Raw genomic sequence first — 25,258 nt, 5'->3', positions numbered from 1 at the left:
GCCGGGTCACGACGACGGCCCGTCGTCACTCAGAACTCAGAAATTCGGGTCGAACCGGCTCGCGCCCGCCCGCCGTTCGCCACCCCCGGAGGAAGGGCCTCCGCCGTCGCCCGGCGCTCCGCCCTCTCCCCCCGAGGAGGGGCGGGGCGGTCTGACCCGGGCCCCGTCCCGGTCACCGTCGCCGCTCCGGTCCCGCGTATCCCGCGTATCCCGCCTGTCCCGTCTGTCCCGCGTACGGCCTCGCGCGCGGTCCCGCGCGCCCCTCGTACGCTGCCCGTTCCGGTCCCGGACGCCGCGTCCGCGGCCGGTGGCCGCCCGCCGGTCGTGGACGACGAGCTCGAACCCGTCGCCCAGCGCGGCGGCCTCCTCGGGCCGCAGGGCGCGCTCCCGGCCCTGCGGCGGCTTCAGCAGGAACTCCCCCGAAGGGGTGCGCCGCAGCCGGTACGAGGCCGCCGTGCCCGCGCCGCAGCGCTGGAGCGAGGGCGCCGCGCCCCGGGCTCGGTCCACCACGAAGTGGAACTCCCCGCCGGGGCTCTGCCCCGCCCGCACGGTCAGCTCGTCCGGGCGGACGCCCTCGCCGCGCAACTCCAGCTTCACGCCCGCGAGATCGCGGCGGCGGCGCTGCGCCACGTACCACACCGCCGCGAACACGGCGAGGGCCAGCGCCGTCGCGCCCGCCGCGGCGACCGCCCACCACCAGCGGTCCCACCAGGTGGGCACGGGGTCGACGCCGATCTCCAGGAACGTGTTGTCCAGGACCCGGCCGCCGTCGTCGCTGTCGGTGACCGTGACCCGGGCGCCGATCTCACCGGGCGCGGTGCCGGATCCGACGCCGACCCGGAAGGGAACGCTCCTTCCCTCGCCCGCCGTGACCTCCACCTGGGCGGGGCTGACCGTCAGCTCCGCGCCGGGCGGCTGGTCGGCGAGGCCGAGCCGCAGCGTGCGCGTCTCCTTGCTCTTGTTGTCCACCTTCAGCAGGCCCGTGACGCTCCCGCCCGGGTGCACGGTGGCCCGCTCGACGGTCAGCGCGGCGGTCACCGGCGGGGGGCCCGAGGTGATCCGCGCGTTGAACGGCCGGTGGTCGCTCGTGACGCCCGGCGCCGACATCTCGGCGGTCAGGGCGAGATCACCGTCGGCGGTGGACGGCACCGTCAGCGTCCCGGTGAACCGGACGTCCGCCGCCTTCGTGTCCGGGGCTCTGCCGTCGTCCTTGAGCGGCACGGAGACCGGTTCGAAGCCGCTGCCCGTGAGCCGGGCCGCGACCGTGATGCCCTTCACCTCGTCGGGGTCGTCGATGACGACGCCCCGCCGGGTCTGCATCCGCACCTCGACGGTTGTCTTCTCGCCGGGCCGAGGGGAGGCGGGGTCGAGGATGACGGAGGAGCGCAGCTGGCCCTGCCAGATGGCCCGTACGGCGACGACCCGCTCCCGGTGTCCTTCCGGCGCCTCCAGATGGACGCGCCAGCGGCCGGGGCGCGGGTTCTTCACCCGCAACGCCTCGACCGGGCCGCTCTGACCGGTGATCTCGAAGGTCGAGCCGTCGAACGCGCCGTCGGTGCGGACCTTCCGGCCGCGCGGGTCGTAGTAGGTCGCGCTGACCTTCGGGTCGTGCTTGCTGACGGTGATCGACCCGTCCGTGGCGATCTTGGGGATGGTCACGTACAGGTCGGCGGGCGGCTTGCCCTCCGTGCCCTGGACGACCTGGGCGCAGCGGGCGGCGGCGAAGGTCTCCTGGAGCGCCTTGTCGATCCCGGCGGCGCTGCCGACCACCCTCATCCGGGGTGTGGCCGAGGGCAGTTCGGCGCAGCCGTTGCGGAAGCCGCCCTCGGCCATCTCCTTGAGGGCGTCCCGGTCGATGGCGTCGCCGAAGCCGAGCGGCCAGATCTGCACGGACTCCTCGCGGGCGCGGGCGAGCTGTTCGCCGAGCTGACGGGCGGCGTCGGACTGGCGGCTCACCGCGTCGGCGCCGTACTCCGGACTATCGCGGACGTCGAGCTTGCCGTCGGTGAGCAGGAAGATCACCTTCGGGGTGCCGGCCCTGTCGTCCTGGGTGAGCCGGGTCAGCGCCTGGCGCAGCGCGGCCGGGAAGTCGGTGCCCGGGCCCATGCGGGCGTCGCGGCGGGAGAGCTTCTTGACACAGCCGTTCAGATACGAGCGCCCCGAGGAGTCGACGACGGTCGGCGGGCACACCTCGGTGACCGGGGTCTGGCCGTGCTTCTCTGAGCTGCCGAAGCCGATGACCGTGGCGCGTGAGCGGTCCGAGATCTCGCCCTGGGCGATCAGCGCCGCGGCCTCCACCTCGCGGTCCAGGTCCTCCTGGGAAAGGCTGTCCGACTGGTCGACGACGACGGCGAAGTCGATGGGGTCAGCCCCTTCGGTCACCGCCCCGGTCCGGCCGGGCGCGCCGGTGGCATGGCCCGGGGCCGCGCCGGTGGCGGCGATCAGACCGGCCAGGGCCAGCAGGACTCCGGCCAGACGTCTCGCTCCGGCCCCTCGCGTCGCACGCGATGTGATTCTCATGTGCACCGTCTCTCACCACAGCTCACTCAGTAGGACCAGCACGGCGCCGAGCATCAGGGAGCAGCCCCCCATGCGCAGCCAGCGGTACTTGGCGGCCAGGACCGCGGCGTGCACGGTCGCCTGGCGCAGCAGCCAGCCCACGACGTCCTCGCCTGTCGTGTTCAGCCGGGCCAGCAGTTCGTCGGTGGGGGTACCGGCGAGGAGGTCGTTCAGAAAGGTGTTCCGCGCCCCTATCCGGGTGCGGGGCAGGACGACCGCGATGAGCATCAGCAGTCCGGCCACGCAGAGGACTCCGCCCGCGGTGAGCAGGGCGAGCCGCAGCGGGGAGAGGGGCTGGTGCAGTCCGTCCTTGGTGAAGGCGACCGCGCAGAAGGCGATGGCCCCGGAGAGCAGGATCGCGGCTTTCGTGTCGGCCCTGGCGATGTCCTCGCGGACCGACGCGACCAGCCGCTCGGCCAGATACCTGACCTCGGTTGTGTCGGGTCCCTCCGGCCGTGCGGCCGGGGCTCCGCTGCTCATTCGTCCCCCCAGTCGTCGAAGTCGGCGCTGGGCCTGGAGCCGCGCCGCGCGCTGCCGCGCTCGTCCTCCCGGTCGGCGCGCTCCCGGCGCGCGTCGCGGTCGCGTTCCGCGGACGACTCGACCCTGGTCGGCCGGTAGACCCGCGGTTCGTCGTCCCACGGGGGCCGCTCCGGTTCGCCGCGGTCGTCCCCGTAGCCGTACTCCGGGTCGTCGCGACGGCCGCCGCGTCCGCCGTTCCGCCCGCCGCTCCGCCCGGCGTCGCGTCCGTCCCTCGACCCGTCGTCGCGCCCGTCGCCGCGTCCCTCGCCGCGTCCGTCGCCGCGTCCGTCGCCGCGTCCCTCGCCGCGTCCGTCGTCGTCGAAGGTGTCCCAGTCGTCCGCCCGGCCGTTTCCCGGCGGCTCCTCGCGCCGGCGGCGGGCGCTCCGGCCCTCCTCCAGCTCCCGCCGCGGCCCTTGGCCGAGCAGCAGTTGGTCCGAGACGCCGCCGATCACCGCTCCCCCGCTCTCGCGGAGCAGCCGCAGCGTTTCGAACATCTGGTCGCCGATGTCGTGGCGTTCGAGATGCCCGGTGTCGAGCAGCCGGTTGAAGAGGTTGATGAGGTCGGTCTGTCCCTCGCGCTTCTCCTGCCGGATGGCCTCGCGGATCTCCCACTCCTTGGCGGGGTTGCGCGCCATGAAGTGGATGATCTCGGCCTCCTGGCCGCGGCGGAGCACCGCTTCGAGTTCGGCGGCGCGCTCGCTGACGAGCCGGCGCTCCATCGCCTCCTTGCGGCGGTCGGCCTCGGCCCGCATCTCGTCCCTCGACATGTCGAAGTCGATGTCGTCGCGCTCGCCCTTGCGCTGCCTGACCGGGTCGCTCAGGTCGATGAACACATGGATGCGCAGCCGCAGTCCGAGATCGCGGCCCAGATCGATACGGCCCCTGGCCAGTTCCTCCTGGACCGCCTCGTCGACGCGCTGCGCGTCCGTGAGCCGGAAGCGGCGGGAGACCTGGCGCAGCATGGCGAGGAGTTCGCCGTGGAGCAGTTCACCGACGTCCCACACGCGCTTCATGACGACCGCGTACGGCTCCTCGACCTCCCAGTGCACCTCGGCCCGCGCGTCGAAGAACTGGGCGTCGCCCGCGGCGGGCAGGGCCAGTTCGAACGAGGTCACGTTCCGGCCGAGCAGGACCTCGAACACGGTGTACGGGGTGCGGAGTCTGGGTCTGTCGTGGTCGTCACGGGGGCGGTCGGGCCACACCACGCTGTATCCGCCGTTCCGGTACAGGAGTACGGCGGCGATCTGACCGCTCTCCTGCCGGTAGGGCGGCCTGCGCTCACGCAGCAGCGGGCCCACGGCACCGTCCTTGTACTGCTCCACCGTCTCGTCGTCGTCCGCCGGCCGGCTCGTCACCGCCACACCTCCCCGCTCAGGTGCCCCGTGCTCGGGACGCCGCTCCTCGTGCAGCCACTGCGCGTACTGCTGTTCCCGGTTCCCCTGTGCGGGTCGCTCCTCGTACGGTGACGGGCTCATGCCGCGGCCCCCTCTCCCACCGCGTCCCACATCGTGCGCGCCGCGGTCCTGTCCAACGGTTCGTCGGGGTCCTTGACCAGCCGCGCCAGCAGGTGGCGCAGCCGGTCGCGGTCCCTGCGCCCCTCGGCCAGCCGGACCAGGAAGCCGCAGACGGCCTCCAGCTGCTGTGTGTCCCCGGCGGCCTGGCGCAGCAGCAGGGCGAGGGAGTCCTGGGCGGCGGCTCCGGCGCGCGGCGTGGCCAGCGTGCGGCGGACCAGCGAGGCCAGCCGCCCGGTCAGTCCGGGCTCGGTCTCCAGCAGGGCGGAGAGCAGCATCCTCTTGCCGCGCGCCTGGAGTTCGGGCATGTCCTGGAGGCCCCACAGGAAGGTCGTGCGGGTGCGCAGGGCGCCGATGACGGTGAGCAGGGCGAGGTCGGCGGGGCCCCGCCGGGTGTCGCGGAGCCACGCGTCGAGACGGTGGACGACGGCCTCCGGCTCCGGTCCCGCCAGCAGCCGGGTCACGCTGAACGACGCGTTGGACAGGACGTCCGTGTCATGGGCGGTGTCGGTGTCGTCGTGGGCGCGGACCGCCACCTTGGCGAGGGCGTCGAGCGACGCCGCGACGGAACCGGCCGCCATTCCGTAGCCGTGCGCCAGGACCGCGGTGGTCAGCAGTTCCTCGTGGCTGCTCTTCGCCCACTCCTTGAGCAGGGCGGCCACCGCGGGCTGTACGGACGGCTCGCGCGCGGCCTCCGCCAGCGCGGTCGCGGCCGACATCCGCTGTACGGGGCTGTCGGAGGCGGCCATGGGCACGATCAGTTCGCCGGAGCCGTAGGGCAGGTCCCAGGAGCAGAGCACTCCGGCCGCGATGGAGGCCCGTACCCACAGGACGGGCCGGGGGTCGTCGCACAGGGCGCGCAGCCAGCGGACGAGAGGGCCGCGCACATTGTGGTAGCCGTGCCAGACCTCCCTCAGGACCGCGGTCGCGAGGGCCTCGCCCTGGAAGCGGACGGCCTGTACGGGCACCTGGGCGTCGCCGAGGTCCAGCTCGCCGTCCTGGAGCACGGACCGGGCGGCGACCGGCCGGGCCTCCGCGTGGGTGCCGAAGAGCCTGCGGCCCACGGGGGTCTCGGGGTCGAGCGTGACCGCCAGCTCCCAGGCGAGCTGTTCGCCCGCCTCCGCGGTGAGGCTGTACGGCGAGCCGTTGAACACGGCGACGGCGATACGGAAGGCGGCGGCGCTCAGGGTGGGCAGCGCCTCGGGCAGGGTGCCGGGCCGGTCCGCGCCCGCGAACCAGTCCCTGGCCTGCGCGTCGACGAAGGTCGAGCAGGCGGCGAGCAGCCGGCGGTGCGTCAGTTCGCCGCTCTGGCGGCGGGCGAGATGGCCGGCGAGCCGCGCGCTCTCGCCCGGCCGCAGCTCGTCCAGGCCGAGGGTTTCGATGACGTCGTCGCCGGCGGCCAGCGCCAGGGCCTCGTCCAGGGCGCCGTCGGGCGCGTCCGCCAGAAGCACCCGGAGGTGCTGGCGGAGGACCTTCTCCCAGGGCGGTGCGGGGCAGGCCACTCCGTACCGGCCGCGCAGCAGCCGGTCGGCCAGCTCGCCGTTCTCGACGAGGAGCACGCCGAAGGCGCCCGCCTTGACGAGTTTGCTGCGCAGGCCGTCGAGGTGGAGTTCGGTCGGTCCGGCCCGCCGGACACGGGGCCTGCTCCGGCCGTCGGTCTGCTCCGGCTCCTGCCACCCGGTGTCCTCGGACTCGATCTTCAGGAGATGGCCGTGGCCCGGCCGGATCTCCTCGATCTCGTGGACCTTGACGCCGGGGTCGAGCCGGGTCACCCGGTCGCCGGCGACGCCCGCGAGCAGGGAGAGGCCCGTCGCCGTACGGCCGCTGTTGTGTTCTCCGCAGAGGACCAGGAGGCCGCGCTCGCGAAGCCGCTGCTCCATCTCCTCGTAGCCCGGCGCCTCGCAGTACACACCGGCGAGGCGGGTCAGCTCCTCGGCCGGGACGGGGCCCTGGACCATGGCGTGTCCGCCGCCGAAACCGAGCTGGTTGATGAAGGTGTTGCCTTCGTAGTACTGGCCGTCCGCGCCGAAGCCGATGGCGCGCCCCGTCTTGCCGGCCGCGAAGGTCTGGAGGGCGGCGTGTGCCGTACCGGAGCCGCCCGTGCCGCCCGAGGCGCCGAGCGGATTACGGCCCGCCTGGTCGAAGGGGTTGGACTCGGGAGGTTCCTGGCCGTCGCCCGGCGTCCGCCGGTCCGCGCCCTTCTCGGGCTTGTCGGCCTTCTTGTGGTCGGCCGCGTTCTTCTCGGGCGACCGGTCCTCGGCGGCGTCCTGGGGATCCGGTGCGTCCGGTGTCTCGTCCTGGTCGCTCACGCGGGCTCACCCGGCCCGGAGGCCGGTCCCCGCCTCTTGTCGAATCCGGTGAAGCCGTGGATGACGTTGTTCTCGAAGTGCTGGAAGTCCCCCTGGACGGAGATGCTCCTCCCCGTGGGAGGAGGCGATGGGCCGTCCCCCGGTGTCGGCCCACCGCCGGTCTGTTGCCGCGCCGCGCCCCCGTCGTCGTCCGGGGGCGGGCCCTGGCCGGGCCCTCCGGACGTCCCGGCCAGGCCGGAGAGCGCGGACGCGGATAACCGCGGGATGTGTAACCAGGCGCTCTCGTCCGTCTCCTTGAAACGGACGCGTGAGCGTACGTAGTGCTCGGGCTCCACCTGGCGCCCGCCTTCCGCCACCACGTTCACGTACAGCCAGTCGGAGACGATCAGCAGCAGGTCGGAGCCCGGGGCGTCCGCCATGACCCGCTTGGCCGTCGGGCTGTCGCAGAGCCGGCAGGCGAGGTCCACGGCCCGGCCCACCAGCCCCCTGCCGTCGTCGAGCACGGGCCCCGCGTTCATCCCGATCCGCAGCCGCAGCCGCTGCGCGCTGCCCTCGTTGTGCTCGCGCAGGTACTGGTACAGCGTTTCGAGCCAGCCCCCGACCATCAGGGACGACGGGGTGCCCGGGTCGAGCGCGGTGAGGATGCCGTCCCCGCGGTCCTCCTGGTGCAGACCGCGGGGGTCGATGTCCATCGCGGCGAACGCCTCGTCGAACGCGCCGTACAGGGCGTTCCGCATCCGCTTCTTGGCCGCCATCCCCAGCGTGCCCGAACCGCAGGCGTCGCCGAAGACCACCAGTCTGCTGACCGCTCCCACACTGCTCACTGCTCCCCCTGTGCCGTGGTGACAGAACAAGCCTCGCCGCGAAACGCGGCGGGCGATGTAGCCGTTTACACAGCCGGAGGAGTTTTCTCCGGCCGTTCCGCCCGAGGCCGCTGCGACTGCCGCCCGTCGGCGAGCAGCCGCAGCACCTGTATGTCCGTGACCGTGAGCCGCCGAGTGCCCGTCCGTACGACGTCCTGCTCCCGCAGCAGGCGCAGCGCCTTGGCGACGGCCTCCCTGGTGGCGCCGATCGCCGCCGCCAGGTCGTGCTGGGGCAGCGGCAGTTCGACCACGGTGCCGTCGCCGCCGGGGCGTCCGACCCGTTCGGTCAGCTCGACCAGCCGGGCCGCGAGGCGTTGCAGGACGGAGCCGGAGGCCAGCGAGCGGCGTTCGACGTCGGCGCTGCGCAGCCGGGCGCTGAGCTGGCGCATGATCAGTGAGGTGGCGTGCGGACGCGCGGCGAGGAAGCTGCGGAACCGCTCGCCGGAGACGGCCGTGGCCTCCACGCGGCCGAGCGCGGTGACGGTCGCGCTGCGCGGCCCCTGGTCGAACGCGGCCATGTCGCCGACCACTTCACCCGCGCCGCGCAGCGCGAGGATCAGCCGGGCTCCCCGGTCGGTGTCGACGGAGACCACGGACCAGCCCGAGCGCAGGGCGAGTACGAAGGTCGTCGTGTCCCGTTCCCTGAGCATCACCTCGCCCGGGGCGTAGGCCCGGCGCGTGCCGAGGGCGAGCAGGGCGGCGCGGTCCTGGGGAGTGAGGGCGTCGAGGAAGGAACGATTGCGTTCGATAAGACTCATACTCACCCCCGTGAGAATGTGCGCGTTCCGGACAGCCGTCACACCGGTCACAGCTGTTCGCCCCGTGCGCTGGTTATGCGCCAACCAGGCTTGCTGGTAAAAGTTTTGACTACTGATCAATCAGCGGTGACGAAACGTTAGGACCTCGTCACAGCGCCGTCAACTCGACCATGATGCTCCTCGGAACCTCCTGTTACGTGCGAAATGGCAGGATCGATTTCAGGACGACGGCGGACGTGGTACAGGCGTTCGTCCCCGTGCCTGGAAAACACCGTACGGGGAGGCACTGACAGCGCCTCCCCGTACCTGTGGAAAACCTGCTCCTCAGCAGGTCAGAGCCTTGGGTCCACCGGTTCCGACTCCAGGGCCAGGACCGCGAAGACCGCTTCGTGGATCCGCCACAGCGGTTCGCCGTCGGCCAGCCGGTCGAGCGCCTCCAGGCCGAGGGCGTACTCCCGGAGCGCCAGCGAGCGCTTGTGGCCGAGGTACCGGCCGCGCAGCCGCGCCAGATTCTCCGGCCGGGTGTACTCGGGACCGTAGATGATCCGCAGGTACTCACGGCCCCGGACCTTGATCCCCGGCTGCACCAGCCGCCCCTTGGCGTCCTTCACCAGCGCCTGGAGCGGCTTGACGACCATGCCTTCGCCGCCCCGTTCCGTCATCTCCAGCCACCAGTCCACCCCGGCGCGCACCGAGTCCGCGTCGCCCGTGTCGACCAGCAGCCGCCGGGTGACCTGGAGCAGCCCGGCCGGATCGTGCTCGACCAGCCGGTCCAACCAGGCCAGTTGGCGGTCGTGCGGCACACCGGCGAGGTTGCGGCCCCGTGCGGCCAGCAGTTGGAACGGCGCCAGACGCACACCGTCCAGGCCGTCCGTCGTCCAGCAGTACCGCCGGTACGCCTCGGTGAACGCGGCGGCGTCGGCCGCCCGTTCGCGCTGCGCGGCCAGCAGGCCGGCCGCCGGTACGCCCCGGGACACGGCGGCTTCGAGGGCGCGGGTGACTGCGGGGAACGCCGCGCCCGCCGCGGCGCCCACCGCCGCGTACTGGGTGCGCAGCAGGCCGGTCGCCTTCAGCGACCAGGGCATCAGTTCGGCGTCCAGCAGGAGCCAGTCCGTGTCCAGTTCTCGCCAGAGTCCCGCGGCGGTCACGGCGGTCCGCAGCCGTCCGAGGATCTCCTCGGTGACCGCGGGGTCGTCGAAGAACGGCCGTCCGGTACGGGTGTGCAGCGCGCCCGTGGCTCCGCGCACCCCGAACCGCGCCTCGGCCACCGCCTCGCTCGCGCAGACCAGCGCCACCGCGCGGGAACCCATGTGCTTCTCCTCGCACACGACCCGCGCGACGCCGTCCGCCGCGTACTGCGCGAACGCCTCTGCCGGGTGTTCCAGGAAGCCCTCCTCGTGCGAGACGGCGGTCGGCGCCATGGTGGGCGGCAGATAGGCGAGCAGCCGCGGGTCGATCGCGAAGCGGCTCATGACCTCCAGGGCCGCCGCCGCGTTCTCCTCGCGCACCGCGAGGCGCGCCATGTGACGCGTCTCCACGATCCGCCGGCCGTGCACGTCGGCGAGGTCCAGCGGCCGGCCCTCCCGGCCGCCGGGCGCCTCGGTGGTGAGCGGCTTGGCCGGCTCGTACCAGACCCGCTCGGCCGGTACGTCGACCAGTTCGCGCTCGGGCCAGCGCAGCGCGGTCATCCTGCCGCCGAAGACCGCTCCGGTGTCCAGGCAGAGGGTGTTGTTGAGCCACGAGGTGTTCGGTACGGGGGTGTGGCCGTAGACGACGGCCGCCCGGCCCCGGTAGTCCTCGGCCCATGGGTAGCGCACGGGCAGGCCGAACGCGTCGGTCTCGCCCGTGGTGTCGCCGTACAGGGCGTGCGAGCGGACCCGGCCCGAGGTGCGCCCGTGGTACTTCTCGGGCAGCCCTGCGTGGCAGACCACCAGCTTCCCGCCGTCCAGCACGTAGTGGCTGATGAGCCCGTCGATGAACTCCCCGACCTTCGCGCGGAAGGCGTCGTCCTCCCTGTCCAGTTGCTCGGCCGTCTCGGCGAGTCCGTGGGTGAGCTGGACCTTTCTGCCCTTGAGCAGGCGTCCGAGCTTGTTCTCGTGATTGCCGGCGACGCACAGGGCGCTGCCCGCCTCGACCATGCCCATCACCCGGCGCAGCACCCCGGGGCTGTCCGGGCCCCGGTCGACGAGGTCGCCGACGAAAACGGCCGTACGCCCGTGCGGGTGGACCCCGTCGACGTAACCGAGCCGGCCGAGCAGGGTCTCCAGCTCCGAGCGGCAGCCGTGGACGTCACCGATGATGTCGAAGGGGCCGGTGAGGTGGCGGAGGTCGTTGTACCGGCGTTCGAGGACGATCTCGGCCGCCTCCACCTCCCGTTCGCCGCGCAGGACGTGGACCTTGCGGAAGCCCTCGCGCTCCAGTCCGCGCAGCGAGCGGCGCAGCTCACCGCGGTGGCGTCTGATCACCCGGCGGGGCATCGAGGCCCGCTCGGGGCGGGCGGCGTTGCGCGCGGCGCACACCTCTTCGGGCAGGTCGAGAACGATCGCGACGGGCAGCACGTCGTGCTCGCGGGCGAGCCGTACCAGCTCCTTGCGGCTCTCCGTCTGCACGTTCGTGGCGTCGACGACGGTGAGCCGGCCGGCCGCGAGGCGCTTGCCGACGATGTAGTGGAGCACGTCGAAGGCGTCGCCGCTCGCGCTCTGGTCGTTCTCGTCGTCGGCGACCAGACCGCGGCAGAAGTCCGAGGAGACGACCTCGGTGGGCTTGAACCGGGTACGGGCGAAGGTGGACTTGCCGGATCCGCTCGCCCCGATCAGCACCACGAGGGAGAGGTCGGGCACGGGAAGACGCCGGGCCGCGCGGGCCTCGGAACCGGTCGCACTCACATCGGAACCGGTCACGCTTCCATCAGAACCGGTCGCACTCCTGCCGGAACCGGCCGCACTCCCACCACCGCTCGCCTTCTCGTTCCCAGCCGCGTTCGCGCGGTCGACCGCGTGCTCCTGGTCGCGGGTCATCGGCCCTTCCCCTCCGTCTCGTCCTTCGCATCCCTCGCCTGCTCGACGAAGACCGCCATCTGCGTGGGCGGTCCCACCTCCGGGTCGTCGTCCCCGACCGGGGTGTACGTCACCCCGTAGCCGTGCCGCCGCGCCACCTCCCCGGCCCAGGCGTGGAACTCCGCCCGGGTCCACTCGAAGCGGTGGTCGCTGTGGCGCGTCTGCCCGGCGGGAAGGGTCTCCCAGCGCACGTTGTACTCGGCGTTGGGGGTGGTGACGACGACCGTGCGCGGCCGGGCCGCGCTGAACACCGCGTACTCCAGGGCGGGCAGCCGCGGCGGGTCGACATGCTCCACGACCTCGCTCAGCACGGCCGCGTCGTAGCCCGTGAGCCGCTTGTCGGTGTACGTGAGCGCGCCCTGGACCAGCGAGACGCGTTCGGCCTGGCGCTCCCCCATCCGGTCCAGCTTGAGCCGGCGCGCGGCCACGGTCAGCGCCCGTACGGACACGTCCACGCCCACGATCCGGGTGAACCGCGCGTCCTTCAGCAGCGCCTGGACGAGCCGGCCCTGGCCGCAGCCGAGGTCGAGCACCGTGCTCGCGCCCGCGTCGCGCAGGGCGGCCAGGATCGCGGCGCACCGCAGCTCCGCGAGCGAGGGCGGCTTCCCCGCCTCGTCGCCGGTGTCGGCGGGGGCCTCCGCCTCGACCGCGTTGTCGAGCGCCTCGACCTCGATGTCGTCGGCCTCGGCGAGCCTGACCAGTTCGAGCCGGTTCATGGCCTCCCGGGTCAGCCCCCAGCGGCGGGAGAGATAGCGGCTGGTGATCAGCTTCTGCTCCGGGTGGTCGGCCAGCCACCCCTCGCCCGCCCGCAGGAGCTTGTCCACCTCGTCGGGTGCGACCCAGTAGTGCTTGGCGTCGTCGAGCACGGGCAGCAGCACATAGAGCTGGCGCAGCGCGTCGGCGAGCCGCAGCTCGCCCTCCAGGACGAGCTGTACGTAACGGGAGTCGCCCCACTGCGGGAACCGCTCGTCCAGCGCCACGGGGTGTGCCTCCACCGAGGCCCAGCCCAGCGGTCCGAAGAGCTTGCCGACCAGTTCGGCGCCGCCCCGCGCGGGCACCGCGGGGATCTCGATCCGCAGCGGCAGCGGACTCGCGGCGCGCTCGGGCCGCGCGGCGCAGACGCCGCGCAGCGCGCTCCTGAACACCGTGGACAGCGCGACCGCCAGCAGCGAGGAAGCCGCGTAGGGGCGGTCGTTGACGTACTGGGCGAGCGCCGCGTCGGGGGCGCCGCCCCGGCCCTTCCCCTTGCCGCGCCGGACCAGGGCCACCGGATCGACCTCCAGCAGCAGCGCCGCCGTGCAGCGCTCGGCGGACGCCTCGGGGTAGAGCACCTGGGCGGTGCCGTGGGACGTGGAGAACGACTGCGCCCGGTCGGGATGTTTGTGCAGCAGAAACCCGAGGTCGGTCGCGGGGCGCTCTGGGGTACCGGTGGTACTGATCGTCAGGAACACCTGATCGAGTATGGCCCGCCCGGCCCCTCGCCACGACGGGTTTTCCCGACCGGCACCCCCGCCCGACCGGCACCCCGCCCGACCGGCCGGCACCCCGCCCGCCCGGCCGACACCTCCGCCCAGCCTGCGCCTCCGCCCAGCCTGCGCCCCCGCCCGGGCGCCGTTCCCGCCCGGACGCCGTCAGCGGCCGACGAGAGCGGCGAGTCCGGTGATCTCGGCCGGGCCGACCCGGCAGCAGCCGCCCACCAGCCGCGCGCCCGCCGCCCGCCAGGAACGCACCCGGGACGGGTCGAACGTGGGCTCCCCGCGCCAGCCCCGCGCCACCGCGTCCCACTCCTCGCCGCTGTTCGGGTAAACGACGACGGGCTTGCCCGTCACCTCCGCGGCGATCTCCACGGCACGGTCCGCGTCCCCGGGATCGCAGCAGTTGACGCCGACCGCGATCACCGAGGCGTTCCCCGCCGCCAGGGCGAAGGCGCCGGCCAGCGGTTCGCCCGCCCGGGTGCGCTCGCCCGCGACGGAGTACGAGAGCCACACCGGCACCCCGCATCCGTCGACGGCGCGCAGCAGTGCCTCCGCTTCGTCGGAGTCCGGGACGGTCTCCAGCGCGAGCACATCGGGACCGGCCGCGGCGAGGGCCTCGATCCTCGGCCGGTGGAAGCGCTCCAGCTCCGCCACGGAGAGCCCGTACCGCCCGCGGTACTCGCTGCCGTCCGCGAGCATCGCGCCGTACGGGCCGACCGAGGCGGCCACCCACACCTCCCGCGACCCCGCCCCGGCCGCGGCGCGCGCCAGCTCCACGCTGCGGGCCAGCAGCGCGCCCGCCTCGTCCCGGCCCACCCCGCAACGGGCGAACCCCTCGTACGTCGCCTGGTAGCTCGCGGTGATGAGCACCTGGGCACCCGCGCGCACATACGCCGTGTGAGCGGCCTCGATCTGTTCGGGGCCCTCGGCGAGGAGCCTCGCCGACCACAGCTCGCCGGACAGATCGCACCCCTGCGCCGTGAGCTGGTTGGAGAGACCTCCGTCGAGGACGACGGTCCCCTCGGCGAGGGCGGCGGCGAGTGCGCGGACGGGCTTCACGGTGGCTCCCGTACTCCGGATCCCGGACGGTTCAGCTCAGCTGCGACTGGATCTGCGAGGAGATCAGCTCCAGGTGGTCGAGATCGTCCAGATCCATCACCTGGAGGTAGATCCGCGAGGATCCGACGGCGGCGTACCGTCCGATCTTGTCGACCACCTCGGCGGGCGAGCCCGCCAGCCCGTTCGCCTTCAGCTCCTCCACCTCCCGGCCGAGAGCGGCGGCGCGGCGGGCCACCTCCGCGTCGTCCTTGCCCACGCAGACGACCAGCGCGTTGGAGTACACGAGGTCGTCCGCCGCGCGCCCGGCCTTCTCGGCCGCGTCCCGCACCCGGCCGAACTGCCGCTCGGTGTCCTCGATCGAGGCGAACGGGATGTTGAACTCGTCGGCGTACTGGGCGGTGAGCCGCGGGGTGCGCGTCGCGCCGTGTCCGCCGATCAGCACCGGCACCTTGCGCTGCGCGGGCTTGGGCAGCGCGGGTGAGTCGGTGAGCTGGTAATACGTGCCCTCGTACGAGAAGGTCTTGCCGGTCTCGGTGGCCCACAGCCCTGTGACGATGGCCAGCTGCTCCTCCAGCCGGGCGAACTTCTCCTTCGGGAACGGGATTCCGTACGCCTTGTGCTCCTCCTCGAACCAGCCCGCGCCGAGGCCCAGTTCGACCCGGCCGCCGGACATCTGGTCGACCTGCGCGACCTGGATGGCCAGCACGCCGGGGAGGCGGAACGTCCCGGCGGTCATCAGGGTGCCCAGCCGGATCCGCTTGGTCTCCCGGGCGAGCCCGGCCAGGGTGATCCACGCGTCCGTCGGGCCGGGGAGACCGTCCACGGAACCCATCCGCAGATAGTGGTCGGACCGGAAGAACGCGTCGAAGCCAAGGTCCTCGGTGGCCTTGGCCACGGTCAGCAGTGTGTCGTAGCTCGCCCCTTGCTGGGGCTCGGTGAAGATGCGCAGATCCATGGCTCCATCCTGCACCTTCACGCGAGTACCGCTCCGACCCGCCCTGTCGAACCGCCCGGTCAGAGGGGTCCCACCGGCGAGTCGGCCGCCTCTTCCCTGCCGCGCCCTCTGCCGCGCTCCCGCCGGTGGTCCCCGCTGTGATCCGCGCCGCGTTCCCCGACCCGGTCCGGCAGATGGTCCCCGACCCGTTCGGGAAGGCGGTCCCCGGCGGCCCGGCCCCGGTCACGGCCGCCGACGGGCATCCCGTCCCACCCCCGCTCGCGTCGCCACTCGCTCGGCCACACCCTCTCCTCCTCCCGGTCCCGCTCCCGCTCCCTTTCCCGTTCCCTCTCACGCTCCTGCGTGAGGAGGCGCCGCAGCATCCCACCCACCCGGTCGTTCGACTCGTCCGCCGCGTCGATCGCCTCTATGCACTGCCAGTACAGCCCCTCCTCGTCCGTCGCACACGCCACCGCGACCAGCGCGATGCCCACGTCGCCCAATAACGCGCCGAGTCCGGTCAGCGTCTCCCGCACGTCCCGCACCCCGGACAGCTGCAGCGCCCGTATCGCTCCGGCGCCGAGCCCCGGTATGTCCGGCGGAATGCCGCCGCCCCCGCCCGCCCCGTACAGATCCGGGAGATCGCGCAGATCCCGCGCCTCCCCGCGCAGCTCCTTCGGTCCTCTCAACGCCAGCTGATGCCCGATCGCCTGAGCGAGGGCCTGTGCCTGCCACGCCTCCGCGACGACGTCCATTTCCTCCGCGCTCGCCGCCAGGGCATGCCGGCTCACAGCGATGAGCCGTTCCGCATCCATCCGCACTCCCCACTCCCACGAGAATCCTGCCCAAGAACTCCACTACCCAGAGTGAGCGCATCGGCGCAGAAAAGCTAGAGCATTGCGGAAATCTGTGGACAGCAGGCTCGTTGTGCATAACTCGGCCACTCCGGAGAGTGACAATCGCGCTCAATCGTCCTGATCGGCGGGCCTCTTGGGCGGGAAGCGGAGCTCATTCCGCTCCACCTTCGCGGCGAGCGCCGCGAGCGGGTCGACACCCAGCACCGCGCAGAACTGGAGGAGATACGCGAGCACATCCGCGACCTCGTCGCGCACCCGGTGGGCCGACTCCGGGTCCGCCATCACCCGGGCCGACTCCTCGGGGGTCAGCCACTGGAAGATCTCCAGCAGCTCCGACGCCTCGACGCTCAGCGCCGCCGCCAGGTTCTTGGGGGTGTGGTACTGCTCCCAGTCCCGCGCCGCCGCGAACGCGGCCAGTCTCCGCTGCAGTTGCGCCACATCAAGTTCGGTCACGGGTCCAGGTCTACCACCGTCACACCGGCCGCCCCGCGCGCGTACGACGCGTCCGTGACCGCCCCCACCAGTCCGAGCCGGCCCTCCGCGCAGACCGACGCCGCCAGGGAGAGCAGTTCGCCGGTCTGCCGCCGGTCCAGGGCGCGGTCGAACCCGTCCGCGAGGACGGTGAGGGAGCGCAGCGCCGGATCCGTCCCGGCCGGCCGGTCCACCGCCAGCACGCCGGGGCCCGCCAGCAGGACGAGCGCGAGCGCCAGATGGCGGAGTTCGCCCTCGCCGAGCCGGTCCACGGGGGTGGCGGGACGGAGGCCCGAGGCGTCCCTGGCCAGCAGCGCCCGCACCGTGCCGTCCGCGAACCGCTCGACGGCCAGCTCCGTCACCGGGCCCGCGCACCCCGCCCGCGCCGCCGCGGCGAGCCGTCCGGCGCACCGGTCCCGCCGGTGCTCCAGGGTCCGGTCGAGCACCGCCGCGAGATTGCCGCACCCCCGCCGCAGCCGCCCCTGCCCGCGGGCCACCGGCAGGCGCATGAGCTGCGGGTCGCAGGCGAAGACCGACCGCAGCGCGAGCACGGTCTGCTCGGCGGCGGCGAGGACCCGTAACTGCCCCTCCGTGCGCCCCGCGACGCGCAGCGGCAGCAGCGCCGTGCCCAGCCGGTCGCCGGGGAGCGGGGCGCGGGTCACCGGTACCGCCCCCGCCGTGTGCCAGGCCGCCTGCACCGAAGGGCGGCCCGGGTCCCGCGGCGCCGTGGTCAGCAGGGTCTGCCCGCCGCCGGTCAGCCGCTCGCCGACGATCCGGAGTTCGGGTTCGGCCTGGACGGCGAGGTCGAGCCGGACGGGGCCGGCCGGGCCGTCGACCGTGCAGCCGATCCGGAAGCCGCGCCGCCCCTGCGCGTCGGCCGCGGCCCGCTCGGGGACACAGGCCACCGGGTCGGGGAAGGCCTCGCCGAGCGTGGCGCCGGCGCCGAGCCGGCCCAGCGACTCGTACGCGGCCGGCGCCGTCGACTTGCCGCTGCCGCTCGCGCCCGTGAAGAGCGTCACGGGACCGATCGGGAAGGCGGCCCCGCGGTGCGAGGTGAAGGCGGAGAGCCGCAGTTCGGTGACGGCGGGCCAGGGCCGGACGGCGGGGCGCCGGCGCGGGGGACGGAAGGCTTCCATGGCCGGACCGTATGCGGCGGCCCGGGTGACGAACCGTTCCTCCCGCGGGTCCTTCCTACGATCGGGGGATGGTGTCCGCCGCGATCCCCTCGACCTCCGTGCCGATCGGGGCGAGCAGGAAGACGTTCTTGTCGACCCGGTGCATCCCGCTGCCCAGCCCGAAGACCACCCCGCTGCTGAAGTCCAGGATCCGCTTGGCCACATCGGTCTCGGCGCCGGTCAGGTCCAGCAGCACCGGGATCCGCTCGATGAGATGGTCGGCGACCTCCCGCGCGTCCGCGAACACCTGGACCCGCAGCACGATGAAGCGCCGGTTCTCCTCGACGGGTTCCCGGGGGACGGTCCTGTGGTCCACCCGCGAGGGCCACTCGTTGCGGCCCCGCAGTGGAACGACCTGGGCCAGGCCCTCCCACTGCTCGTCGGTGGCGTCATACCCGTCGTAACGGCCGTACCTGCTCACCGGACCACCCGGCCCGCACGCTCTGTCTGCATCAGGTCATCCTCCCGCGCCTCACCCGTTCGGCCCATCAGCGACACGGCTGTGTGCGGCTCTTGTCCGGCTGTGTGACGGTCACGCATGTGTGACGGTCACGCATGTGTGACGGTCTCCGGCTGTGTGACGTCCGGCTCTTCCGTACGTGACCGGAGGAGCCGGACGGACGCGCCGGTCTCCGCCGGACGTGACCGGAGGGACGGGGCCCCGTGCCCCTCCGGGACCCCATCCTCACATCACACGCGCCCTCGTCTCAACGGGGGCCGCCGTGCTCCCTCTTCACCTCTAGACCGGCGGGCGCCTCGATGTGCGCCGTGCCGTCCGCGTCGACGGTGATGTCGAGCCGGCCGCCGGCCACGTCGAACCCCTCGGCCTTCAGCGGCCGGTACGCCTCGGTGAAGGTGGGCGCGACGGTCACCGTGCCGCCCGGCACATCGGCGGAGAGCCCCAGCGCGGACTGGAGGACCAGCACGGACGAGGCCGCCGCCCACGCCTGCGGCCGGCAGGACGCCGGATACGGCGAGGGCACCGGGTCGGTCGCGACGCCATGCCCCGCGAACAGTTCGGGCAGCCGCGCGTCGAAGCCCGCGGACGCGGTGAGCAACCCGGCCGCGAGCGGCGCCGCCGCGTCCGGGAAACCGGCCCTGACCAGCCCGTGGACCGCGATCGCGGTGTCGTGCGGCCAGATGGAACCGATGTGGTAGCCGAACGGGTTGTACCCCACGGAGTCGCTGCTCAGCGTGCGCAGCCCGTGCCCGGAGTCCAGGTCGGGCGCGCTGATCCGGGCGGCGAGCAGCGCGCTCTCCTCGTGGTTGAGCAGCCCGGTGCCGAGCAGGTGGCCGAAGCCGGAGGTGACGGAGTCCACCGGCCTGCCGTCCCGGTCCAGCGCGACGGCTGGGTACGCGCCGCGCTCGTCCTCCACCCAGAAACGGTCGCGGAACCGGTCGCTCAGCCGCTCGGCCCACTCCTCCCAGCGGTCGGCGCCGGGCCGGCCGAAGGCGCGCAGCAGGGCGGCGCCGCCGCGGGCCGCCTCGTACGCGTACGCCTGCACCTCGCAGAGCGCGATCGGCGAGGTGGCGAGGCGTCCGTCGCGGTGCCGGATGGCGTCGCCGGAGTCCTTCCAGCCCTGGTTGGCCAGGCCGCGGCCGGTGCCGTCGATGTACTTCAGGAAGCCGTCGCCGTCGGCCGCGCTCTGGTCGTGCATCCAGCCGAGGGCCGCCTCCGCGTGCGGCAGCAGCTCCTCGACCTCCTCGGGGGCGAGCCCCCAGCGCCAGGAGTCGTGCAGCAGCGTGATCCACAGCGGGGTGGCGTCGACGGTGCCGTAGTAGCTGGGCGGCAGGGCGAAGGTGTCGTGGAACGACTGGGCGGCGCGGCGCACTTCGTGCAGGATCTTGCCGGGCTGCTCCTCGGTCTCCGGGTCGTTCCGGAGGCCCTGGCGGCGGGCGAGCGTACGGAGGGTGCCCGCCGCGAGTCCGGTGCCCAGGGGCAGCAGCATCCGGGCCGCCCACAGCGAGTCGCGGCCGAAAAGCGTGAGGAACCAGGGGGCTCCGGCGGCCAGGAACTGGTCGGCGGGGCGCCCGGGTGCCGTGAGCGCCCCGGCCCCGCCCGGTGCCACCGGGTCGCTGAGCCGCAGCCGGTCGAGGTCGGCGGCGGACTGGCCGAGCCACTGGTCGAAGCGGCGGTCGGCGCTGCGCAGCACCGGCGTGCGCCACGGCACGCTCTCCGCCGGCGGCGCCGGGAACTGGTCGCCGTCCTCGTGGGCCGCGACACAGCGCAGTACGGCGGTCCACTCGGTGCCGGGCGCCAGTTCGACGTCGTACGTCAGCCGTCCGGACGCGGCGTCGACGGCGGCGGGCTCCGGGGCGCTGGTGAGCCGTACGGAGAAGGACTCCTTGGCCCAGTCGAGCCCGGCGTCCGTGGCGGTGGCGGCGACGGCGGGCCGTGCGTCGCCCTGCTTGACGCGCTCCATGAGGGCGAGGTCGGTGGCGGCGGTGACGATCAGCGTGACCCGGACGTGTTTCCGCCCCGCGTTGCCGAGTTCGAGGGTCTCCTCCAGGCATCCGGGGGTGACGCGGCGGCGGCGCCACAGGGTGACGGCGGGGTCCGGGGTGGACTCGCCCAGGCCGCGCAGCACCCCGCGGAAGGACGCCCGGTCGGCTCCTTCGAGGGCGCCCCGTACCGGCGCGATCCCGACGCCGTCGGCCTCGACGGTCAGCCGTGCGAGGGCTCTGCTGTCGCCGTGGTAGAAGCCGTCGGCACCGCCGTCGAACTGCCCGTCCGCGTGGGATATCGCGAAGCTCGGCGCGTACAGCGTGACGCTGGCGTCGTGCAGGAACGGCTGCAGTGCCTCGGCCGCCGGGACGGCCTCTGCGACGGAGTTCATAGCGTCGTGGGTCTTGACAGTGGTGGACAACAGAGCAGAACCTCTCAGTCATTGGAGCGTTCCAAGAACCCTAACGACGACTTCAGCTCGTTGACAATGGGATTTGAACGCTCCAATAAACTCGTAGAGTCATCAGAAGATCCATCCGCCCGCACGAGATCCACCCGCCAGACCCCATCGCCAGACCCCATCGCCAGATCCACCCGCCAGATCCACCAGCCAGGTTCACCCGTCGACGCGTGAGAACGGTTCCGGAGACAGTCATGCCCCGCTCCACCAGGCCCCCTTCGTCCAAGCCGGGTCCCGTGACCCTGGCCATGGTGGCGCGGCGGGCCGGTGTCTCCCCTCAGACCGTCTCGAACGCCCTCAACGCCCCGGGGCTGCTCAGACCGGAGACCTTGGAACGGGTCCGCGCCACCGTCGACGCGATGGGCTACCGCCCGCACCGGGCCGCGCAGACGCTGCGCACCCGCTCCAGCAAGCTCATCGGGTACGGCATCCGCCCCACCGCCCCCGGCGCCACCGCCCCGGTCATGGACCGCTTCCTGCACGCCCTCTCGCAGGCCGCGGACGAGGCCGGTTACCGGATCCTGCTCTTCGCCTCGCCGCCCGGCAGCCCGGGGCTCGACGGCCACGAGGAACTCCTCGACCTGCACAGCGTGGACGGCTTCGTGCTCAGCGGCACCGACCGCGGCGACCCCCGCCAGGCGTGGCTGGCCGGGCGCGGCGTGCCGTTCGTGGGGTTCGGCCGGATGTGGTCGGGCCGGCAGATCGGCGACTGGGCGGATGTCGACGGCGCCTCGGGCACCGACGCCGCCGTCGACCATCTGGTCGCCCAGGGCCACCGGAAGATCGGGTTCCTGGGCTGGCCGCGCGGCTCCGGCGTCGGCGACGACCGCGCCGAGGGGTGGCGGCGCGCCATGCGCCGGAACCGGCTGCCGGTACGCGGCCGGCGCGCCCAGAGCCTGGACGACCTGGCCGCCGCGCGCGCCGCCGCGGGCCCCCTGCTCGACTCGGGCGTGACCGCCGTGGTCGCCGCCAGCGACATGCTCGCGCTCGGCTGCTACCAGGCGCTGCGCGACCGCGATTCGGTGCCCGGCCGGGACGTCGCCGTCATCGGCTTCGACGACTCGCCGGCCGCCGCGCTCCTCTCCCCCGGACTCTCCACGGTCGCCCAGCCGCTGGAGGCCGTCGGGCACGAGTGCGTCCGCCTGCTGCTGGCCCGGATGACGGCCCCGGACGCGCCGCCCGAGCGCGTCCTGCTCGAACCGTCCCTCGTCATCCGGGACAGCACGCCCCCGCCGGGCGGCTGAGCCCCCGGCCCCTGAACCCCCGGGGCGGGCCCGCCCCGTCACCGCCCCGGGTCCTTCTCCCCGTACGCCCCGGCCATCCGCCCCCATCGGACGGCCGGGGTCCGTACCCGAACCCGAGCCGCATTTTTCATCTTTTCTGGAGGAATACATGGTCACCCGTACGGCCGTCGCCGCCCTCGCCACCTGCGCGGCGCTGCTGGCCGCCACCGGCTGCTCGTCCAGCTTCGACAAGGGCAAAGAACCGGCCCAGGACACCACCGCCAAGCAGAACCTGACCGTTCTGATCGCCACATCCGGGGACGCCGAGACCCAGGCCGTCAAGAAGGCCGCCGCGGCGTACGCGAAGAAGTCCGGCAACACGGTCGACGTCCAGGTCGCCAAGGACATGAACCAGCAGCTGGCCCAGTCGTTCGCCGGGCACAAGCCGCCGGACGTCTTCTACGTCAACTCGGACCAGTTCGCGAACTACGCCAAGGGCGGTTCGCTGTACGCGTACGGGGACCAGATATCCGACGCGGACGACTTCTCGGAGCAGCTCCGCACGTCCTTCTCGTACGACGGGAAGCTGGTCTGCCTGCCCAAGGACACCTCCACGCTCGCGCTCACCATCAACACCGAGCTGTGGAAGAAGGCCGGGCTGACGGAGAAGGACTACCCGAAGACCTGGGCGGAGCTGAAGACCGTCGCGGACAAGCTCACCGGCGACGGCGTCACCGGCCTGGTCACCAGCGACGAGTTCCAGCGCCTCGGCGTCTTCATGCGGCAGACGGGCGGCTGGATCACCGACTCCGGCCAGACGAAGATGACGGCCGACTCCAAGGAGAACGCCGAGGCGCTCTCCTACGTGCAGTCGCTGCTCAAGTCCGGCTCGATGAAGTTCGCCAAGCAGGTGGACACGAGCTGGGGCGGCGAGGCCCTCGGCAAGGGCAAGGCCGCCATGACCATCGAGGGCAACTGGCTCGACGGCGGGATGAAGCTCGACTACCCGGACGTGAAGTACACCGTCGCCCCGCTCCCCTCCGGCCCGGCCGGCCAGGGCACGCTCGCGTTCAGCAACTGCTGGGGCGTCGCCGCCGAGAGCCCGCACCGCGCGGCCGGCGTCGACCTGGTGAAGCACCTCACCTCCGCCGGCCAGCAGCTCGCCTTCGCCGACGCGTTCGGCGTCATGCCCACGCGCACCAGCGCGCTGAAGACGTACGCCGAGCAGAAGCCCCAGGCCAAGGCGTGGGTGGACGGCAGCGCCTACGCGCAGGGTCCGGTGACCATCGCCGGGTTCGACAAGGTCCTCAGCCAGTTCAACACCGACCTCCAGTCGCTGCGCACCGCCGACCCGAAGAAGATCCTCGCCGACCTCCAGCGCAACGGCGAACAGGCGATCGCGAAGGGCAACTGAGCACCATGCCCCTCCGCACCACGCCACGCTCCGCGGCGCGCGCCGAGCGCGCACCCCGAGCCGCCGGCGCGCCGGGCGACCCTGACACGCCCGGCGCGGCCGGTTCGACCGCGAAGGGCCGCGCCTCGCGCGCGGCCCTTCGCGGGGAGGGCGCATGGGGCTGGCTGTTCGTCAGCCCCATGCTGCTCGGCCTCGGCTGCTTCCTGGTCCTGCCGATCCTGATGGCGCTCTGGGTCAGCCTGCTGAACTGGGACGGGCAGTCCAACCCGTTCTCCGGCCAGGCCGACTTCGTCGGTCTCGACAACTACCGGGCGCTGCTCACCCAGGACGGTCTGGACCGCACGCTCTTCGCGACCGCCCTGCGCAACAACGCCTACTACGTGGTGCTGACCGTGCCGCTCCAGACCGGCCTGGCGCTGGGACTGGCGCTGCTCGTCAACCAGAAGCTGCTGCGCGGGCGCGGCGCGCTGCGCACCGCGTTCTTCTTCCCGTCGGTCACCAGCGCCATCGCCGTCTCCACCATCTTCCTCTTCCTCTTCCAGGGCAGCGGGGCCGTCAACTCCGTGCTGTCGTGGATCGGGGTCAAGGGGCCGAACTGGTTCTCCGATCCACGTGGTGTGCTCTCCCTGCTCCTCGGCTCCCTGGGTGTCGTCGACCCGGAGCAGCCCACCGGGATGCTGGCCGAGCACACCACCATGGGGCTGTCGTGGTTCGAGTGGCTGTCGGGCCCCTCGGTCGCGATGTGCACGATCATCCTGCTCTCGGTGTGGACCACTTCGGGCACGTTCATGCTGATCTTCCTCGCGGCGCTCCAGGACATCCCGAGGGAGCTGGAGGAGGCCGCGGCGCTCGAAGGCGTCAACCGCCGCCAGCTCCTGCGGTACGTGACGCTCCCCGCGCTGCGTCCCGTGCTCTTCCTGGTCCTCACCCTGGGGCTGATCTCCACCTGGCAGGTCTTCGACCAGGTGTACGTGATGGGCCAGGGCGCCCCGGGCAACACGACGCTGACGCCCGCGTTCCTCTCGTACTCCGCGGGCTTCGACAACGCGGACTTCGGCCAGGGCTCGGCGATCGCGTTCATCCTGCTCGCCCTGATCCTCTTCTTCACCGCCTTCCAGCGCTGGGTGCTGCGCGAGCGCGGCGCGGGCAGCAGGGGGAACCGACGTACCAGGAGGAACCGATGACCGCCTCGGGTACGCGGGTACGCGACCGGGTCCGCCCCGTACTGCCCCGGTTCCCGCTGCCGCTGCGCACCGCGGGGTACGTGCTGGTGGTGGGCATGGGGCTGCTCTATCTGATGCCGTTCGCGCTCCAGTTGGTGACCGGGTTCAAGACCGACGCGGACGCCGCGGCCAATCCTCTGTCGCTGCTGCCCACGACGCCGACGACCGCCGCATATCAGCGGCTGTTCGGGCTGGGTCAGGGGGAGGACGGGGTGCCGTTCCTGCGCTGGCTCTCCAACTCCGCGCTGGTGGCGGTGCTGGTGACGGCGGGGCGTGTGTTCTTCGACTCGATGGCCGGGTACGCGCTGGCGCGGCTGCGCTTCCGGGGCCGCTCGCTGCTGTTCGGCTTCGTCGTCGCGCTGATCGCGGTGCCCGGGGTGACGCTGCTCATCCCGAAGTTCCTGGTGCTCAACACCTTCGGCATCTTCGACACGTACACCGGCATGATCCTGCCGCTGCTGGTGGACGCGGCGGGCATCTTCATCATGAAGCAGTTCTTCGAGTCGGTGCCGCGTGAGGTGGAGGAGGCGGCGCGGGTCGACGGGGCGGGGGTGTTCCGGATCTTCTGGTCCGTCGTCCTGCCGATGGCGCGGCCGGCGCTGATCACCCTGACGATCCTGTCGTTCCAGGGGTCGTGGAACGAGTTCACCCACTTCCTCATCTCCACGCAGTCCGCGCAGTACGAGACGCTCACCACGGGTCTGGCGCGCTTCACCTCCGGCGGGCTCGGCGGCGGAACCCAGTACCCGCTGAAGCTGGCGGCGGCGCTGCTCTCCACCCTGCCGGTGGCCGCGCTGTTCTTCTGCTTCCAGCGGTACTTCGTCAACGGCGCGAACTCGGGGGCCGTCAAGGAGTAGCGCGGCGTCCCGGGGACAGCGGGGCGGGGGACGTACGGCGGCGGGGCGGTGCGCGGGATCGGCTGATCCGGTGAAACACCCCCGCCCGC

Annotated in this window: 18 protein-coding genes and 1 pseudogene; 4 read left to right on the top strand and 15 right to left on the bottom strand. The window is 72.9% G+C overall.

Annotated features, from left to right (window positions below; translation table 11 throughout):
• Positions 1-36: 36 nt before the first annotated feature.
• The 15 genes and pseudogenes from ACFXKG_RS22720 to ACFXKG_RS22650 all read right to left on the bottom strand — a co-directional run bounded on the left by ACFXKG_RS22720 (position 37) and on the right by ACFXKG_RS22650 (position 20,383).
• Positions 37-2,520: a VWA domain-containing protein gene (locus ACFXKG_RS22720; protein WP_384841904.1), complete on the bottom strand. Its 2,484-nt coding sequence runs from the start codon at positions 2,518-2,520 to the stop codon at positions 37-39.
• Positions 2,521-2,532: 12 nt separating this feature from the next.
• Entirely contained in the window at positions 2,533-3,039 is a 507-nt protein-coding gene (locus ACFXKG_RS22715) for a Pycsar system effector family protein (protein ID WP_384841899.1), read from the bottom strand.
• Positions 3,036-4,553: a hypothetical protein gene (locus ACFXKG_RS22710; protein ID WP_384841896.1), complete on the bottom strand. Its 1,518-nt coding sequence runs from the start codon at positions 4,551-4,553 to the stop codon at positions 3,036-3,038. The genes ACFXKG_RS22715 and ACFXKG_RS22710 overlap by 4 nt, the downstream gene beginning before the upstream one ends.
• Positions 4,550-6,898 carry a hypothetical protein gene (locus tag ACFXKG_RS22705; RefSeq protein WP_384841893.1) on the bottom strand — a complete coding sequence of 783 codons (2,349 nt, stop codon included), beginning with the start codon at positions 6,896-6,898 and terminating at the stop codon, positions 4,550-4,552. Before ACFXKG_RS22705 ends, ACFXKG_RS22710 begins: the two co-directional genes overlap by 4 nt.
• On the bottom strand, positions 6,895-7,722 hold the full coding sequence (locus ACFXKG_RS22700) for a hypothetical protein (protein WP_384841890.1): 828 nt from the start codon (positions 7,720-7,722) through the stop codon (positions 6,895-6,897). Before ACFXKG_RS22700 ends, ACFXKG_RS22705 begins: the two co-directional genes overlap by 4 nt.
• 65 nt (positions 7,723-7,787) lie before the next feature.
• On the bottom strand, positions 7,788-8,519 hold the full coding sequence (locus tag ACFXKG_RS22695; RefSeq protein ID WP_384841887.1) for a Crp/Fnr family transcriptional regulator: 732 nt from the start codon (positions 8,517-8,519) through the stop codon (positions 7,788-7,790).
• 332 nt (positions 8,520-8,851) lie between these two features.
• Complete coding sequence (locus ACFXKG_RS22690) at positions 8,852-11,536, bottom strand: polynucleotide kinase-phosphatase (RefSeq protein WP_384841884.1); 2,685 nt, start codon at positions 11,534-11,536, stop codon at positions 8,852-8,854.
• On the bottom strand, positions 11,533-13,026 hold the full coding sequence (locus tag ACFXKG_RS22685) for a 3' terminal RNA ribose 2'-O-methyltransferase Hen1 (RefSeq protein ID WP_384841881.1): 1,494 nt from the start codon (positions 13,024-13,026) through the stop codon (positions 11,533-11,535). Before ACFXKG_RS22685 ends, ACFXKG_RS22690 begins: the two co-directional genes overlap by 4 nt.
• 180 nt (positions 13,027-13,206) lie before the next feature.
• The gene (mmuM, locus tag ACFXKG_RS22680; protein WP_384841878.1) at positions 13,207-14,109 is read right to left on the bottom strand and encodes a homocysteine S-methyltransferase; all 903 of its coding nucleotides are present in this window, start codon (positions 14,107-14,109) and stop codon (positions 13,207-13,209) included.
• A gap of 31 nt (positions 14,110-14,140) precedes the next feature.
• Positions 14,141-15,064, bottom strand: a complete 924-nt coding sequence (locus ACFXKG_RS22675) for an LLM class F420-dependent oxidoreductase (protein ID WP_365809504.1) — start codon at positions 15,062-15,064, stop codon at positions 14,141-14,143.
• Between the two features lie 296 nt (positions 15,065-15,360).
• Positions 15,361-15,858 (bottom strand): annotated as a pseudogene (locus ACFXKG_RS22670) (DUF6099 family protein); the annotation flags it as partial.
• A gap of 150 nt (positions 15,859-16,008) precedes the next feature.
• Positions 16,009-16,353 (bottom strand): nucleotide pyrophosphohydrolase, encoded by a 345-nt coding sequence (locus ACFXKG_RS22665; protein ID WP_384841874.1) that lies wholly within the window; start codon positions 16,351-16,353, stop codon positions 16,009-16,011.
• Positions 16,350-17,507, bottom strand: a complete 1,158-nt coding sequence (locus ACFXKG_RS22660) for an ATP-binding protein (RefSeq protein ID WP_384841871.1) — start codon at positions 17,505-17,507, stop codon at positions 16,350-16,352. Before ACFXKG_RS22660 ends, ACFXKG_RS22665 begins: the two co-directional genes overlap by 4 nt.
• 55 nt (positions 17,508-17,562) lie before the next feature.
• Positions 17,563-17,967, bottom strand: coding sequence for a cell division protein SepF (locus ACFXKG_RS22655; RefSeq protein WP_384841868.1), 405 nt, complete (start codon positions 17,965-17,967; stop codon positions 17,563-17,565).
• A gap of 286 nt (positions 17,968-18,253) precedes the next feature.
• Entirely contained in the window at positions 18,254-20,383 is a 2,130-nt protein-coding gene (locus ACFXKG_RS22650) for a glycogen debranching N-terminal domain-containing protein (protein WP_384841865.1), read from the bottom strand.
• A 263-nt stretch (positions 20,384-20,646) separates the two neighbouring features.
• Between ACFXKG_RS22650 and ACFXKG_RS22645 the strand changes: the two genes are divergently transcribed.
• The 4 genes from ACFXKG_RS22645 to ACFXKG_RS22630 all read left to right on the top strand — a co-directional run bounded on the left by ACFXKG_RS22645 (position 20,647) and on the right by ACFXKG_RS22630 (position 25,169).
• A complete protein-coding gene (locus ACFXKG_RS22645; protein WP_384841862.1) occupies positions 20,647-21,696 on the top strand; it encodes a LacI family DNA-binding transcriptional regulator in 1,050 nt (349 codons plus the stop codon).
• Positions 21,697-21,844: 148 nt separating this feature from the next.
• Positions 21,845-23,089 (top strand): extracellular solute-binding protein, encoded by a 1,245-nt coding sequence (locus tag ACFXKG_RS22640; protein WP_384841859.1) that lies wholly within the window; start codon positions 21,845-21,847, stop codon positions 23,087-23,089.
• A gap of 5 nt (positions 23,090-23,094) precedes the next feature.
• Complete coding sequence (locus ACFXKG_RS22635) at positions 23,095-24,273, top strand: carbohydrate ABC transporter permease (protein WP_384841856.1); 1,179 nt, start codon at positions 23,095-23,097, stop codon at positions 24,271-24,273.
• Entirely contained in the window at positions 24,270-25,169 is a 900-nt protein-coding gene (locus ACFXKG_RS22630) for a carbohydrate ABC transporter permease (protein ID WP_384841853.1), read from the top strand. Before ACFXKG_RS22635 ends, ACFXKG_RS22630 begins: the two co-directional genes overlap by 4 nt.
• Positions 25,170-25,258 lie beyond the last annotated feature (89 nt).

It is taken from the genome of Streptomyces sp. NPDC059255 (assembly GCF_042752355.1).
Classification (GTDB): domain Bacteria; phylum Actinomycetota; class Actinomycetes; order Streptomycetales; family Streptomycetaceae; genus Streptomyces.
The sequence above is the reverse complement of the archived record's forward strand: the minus strand, read 5'-3'. Positions and strand labels throughout refer to the sequence as shown.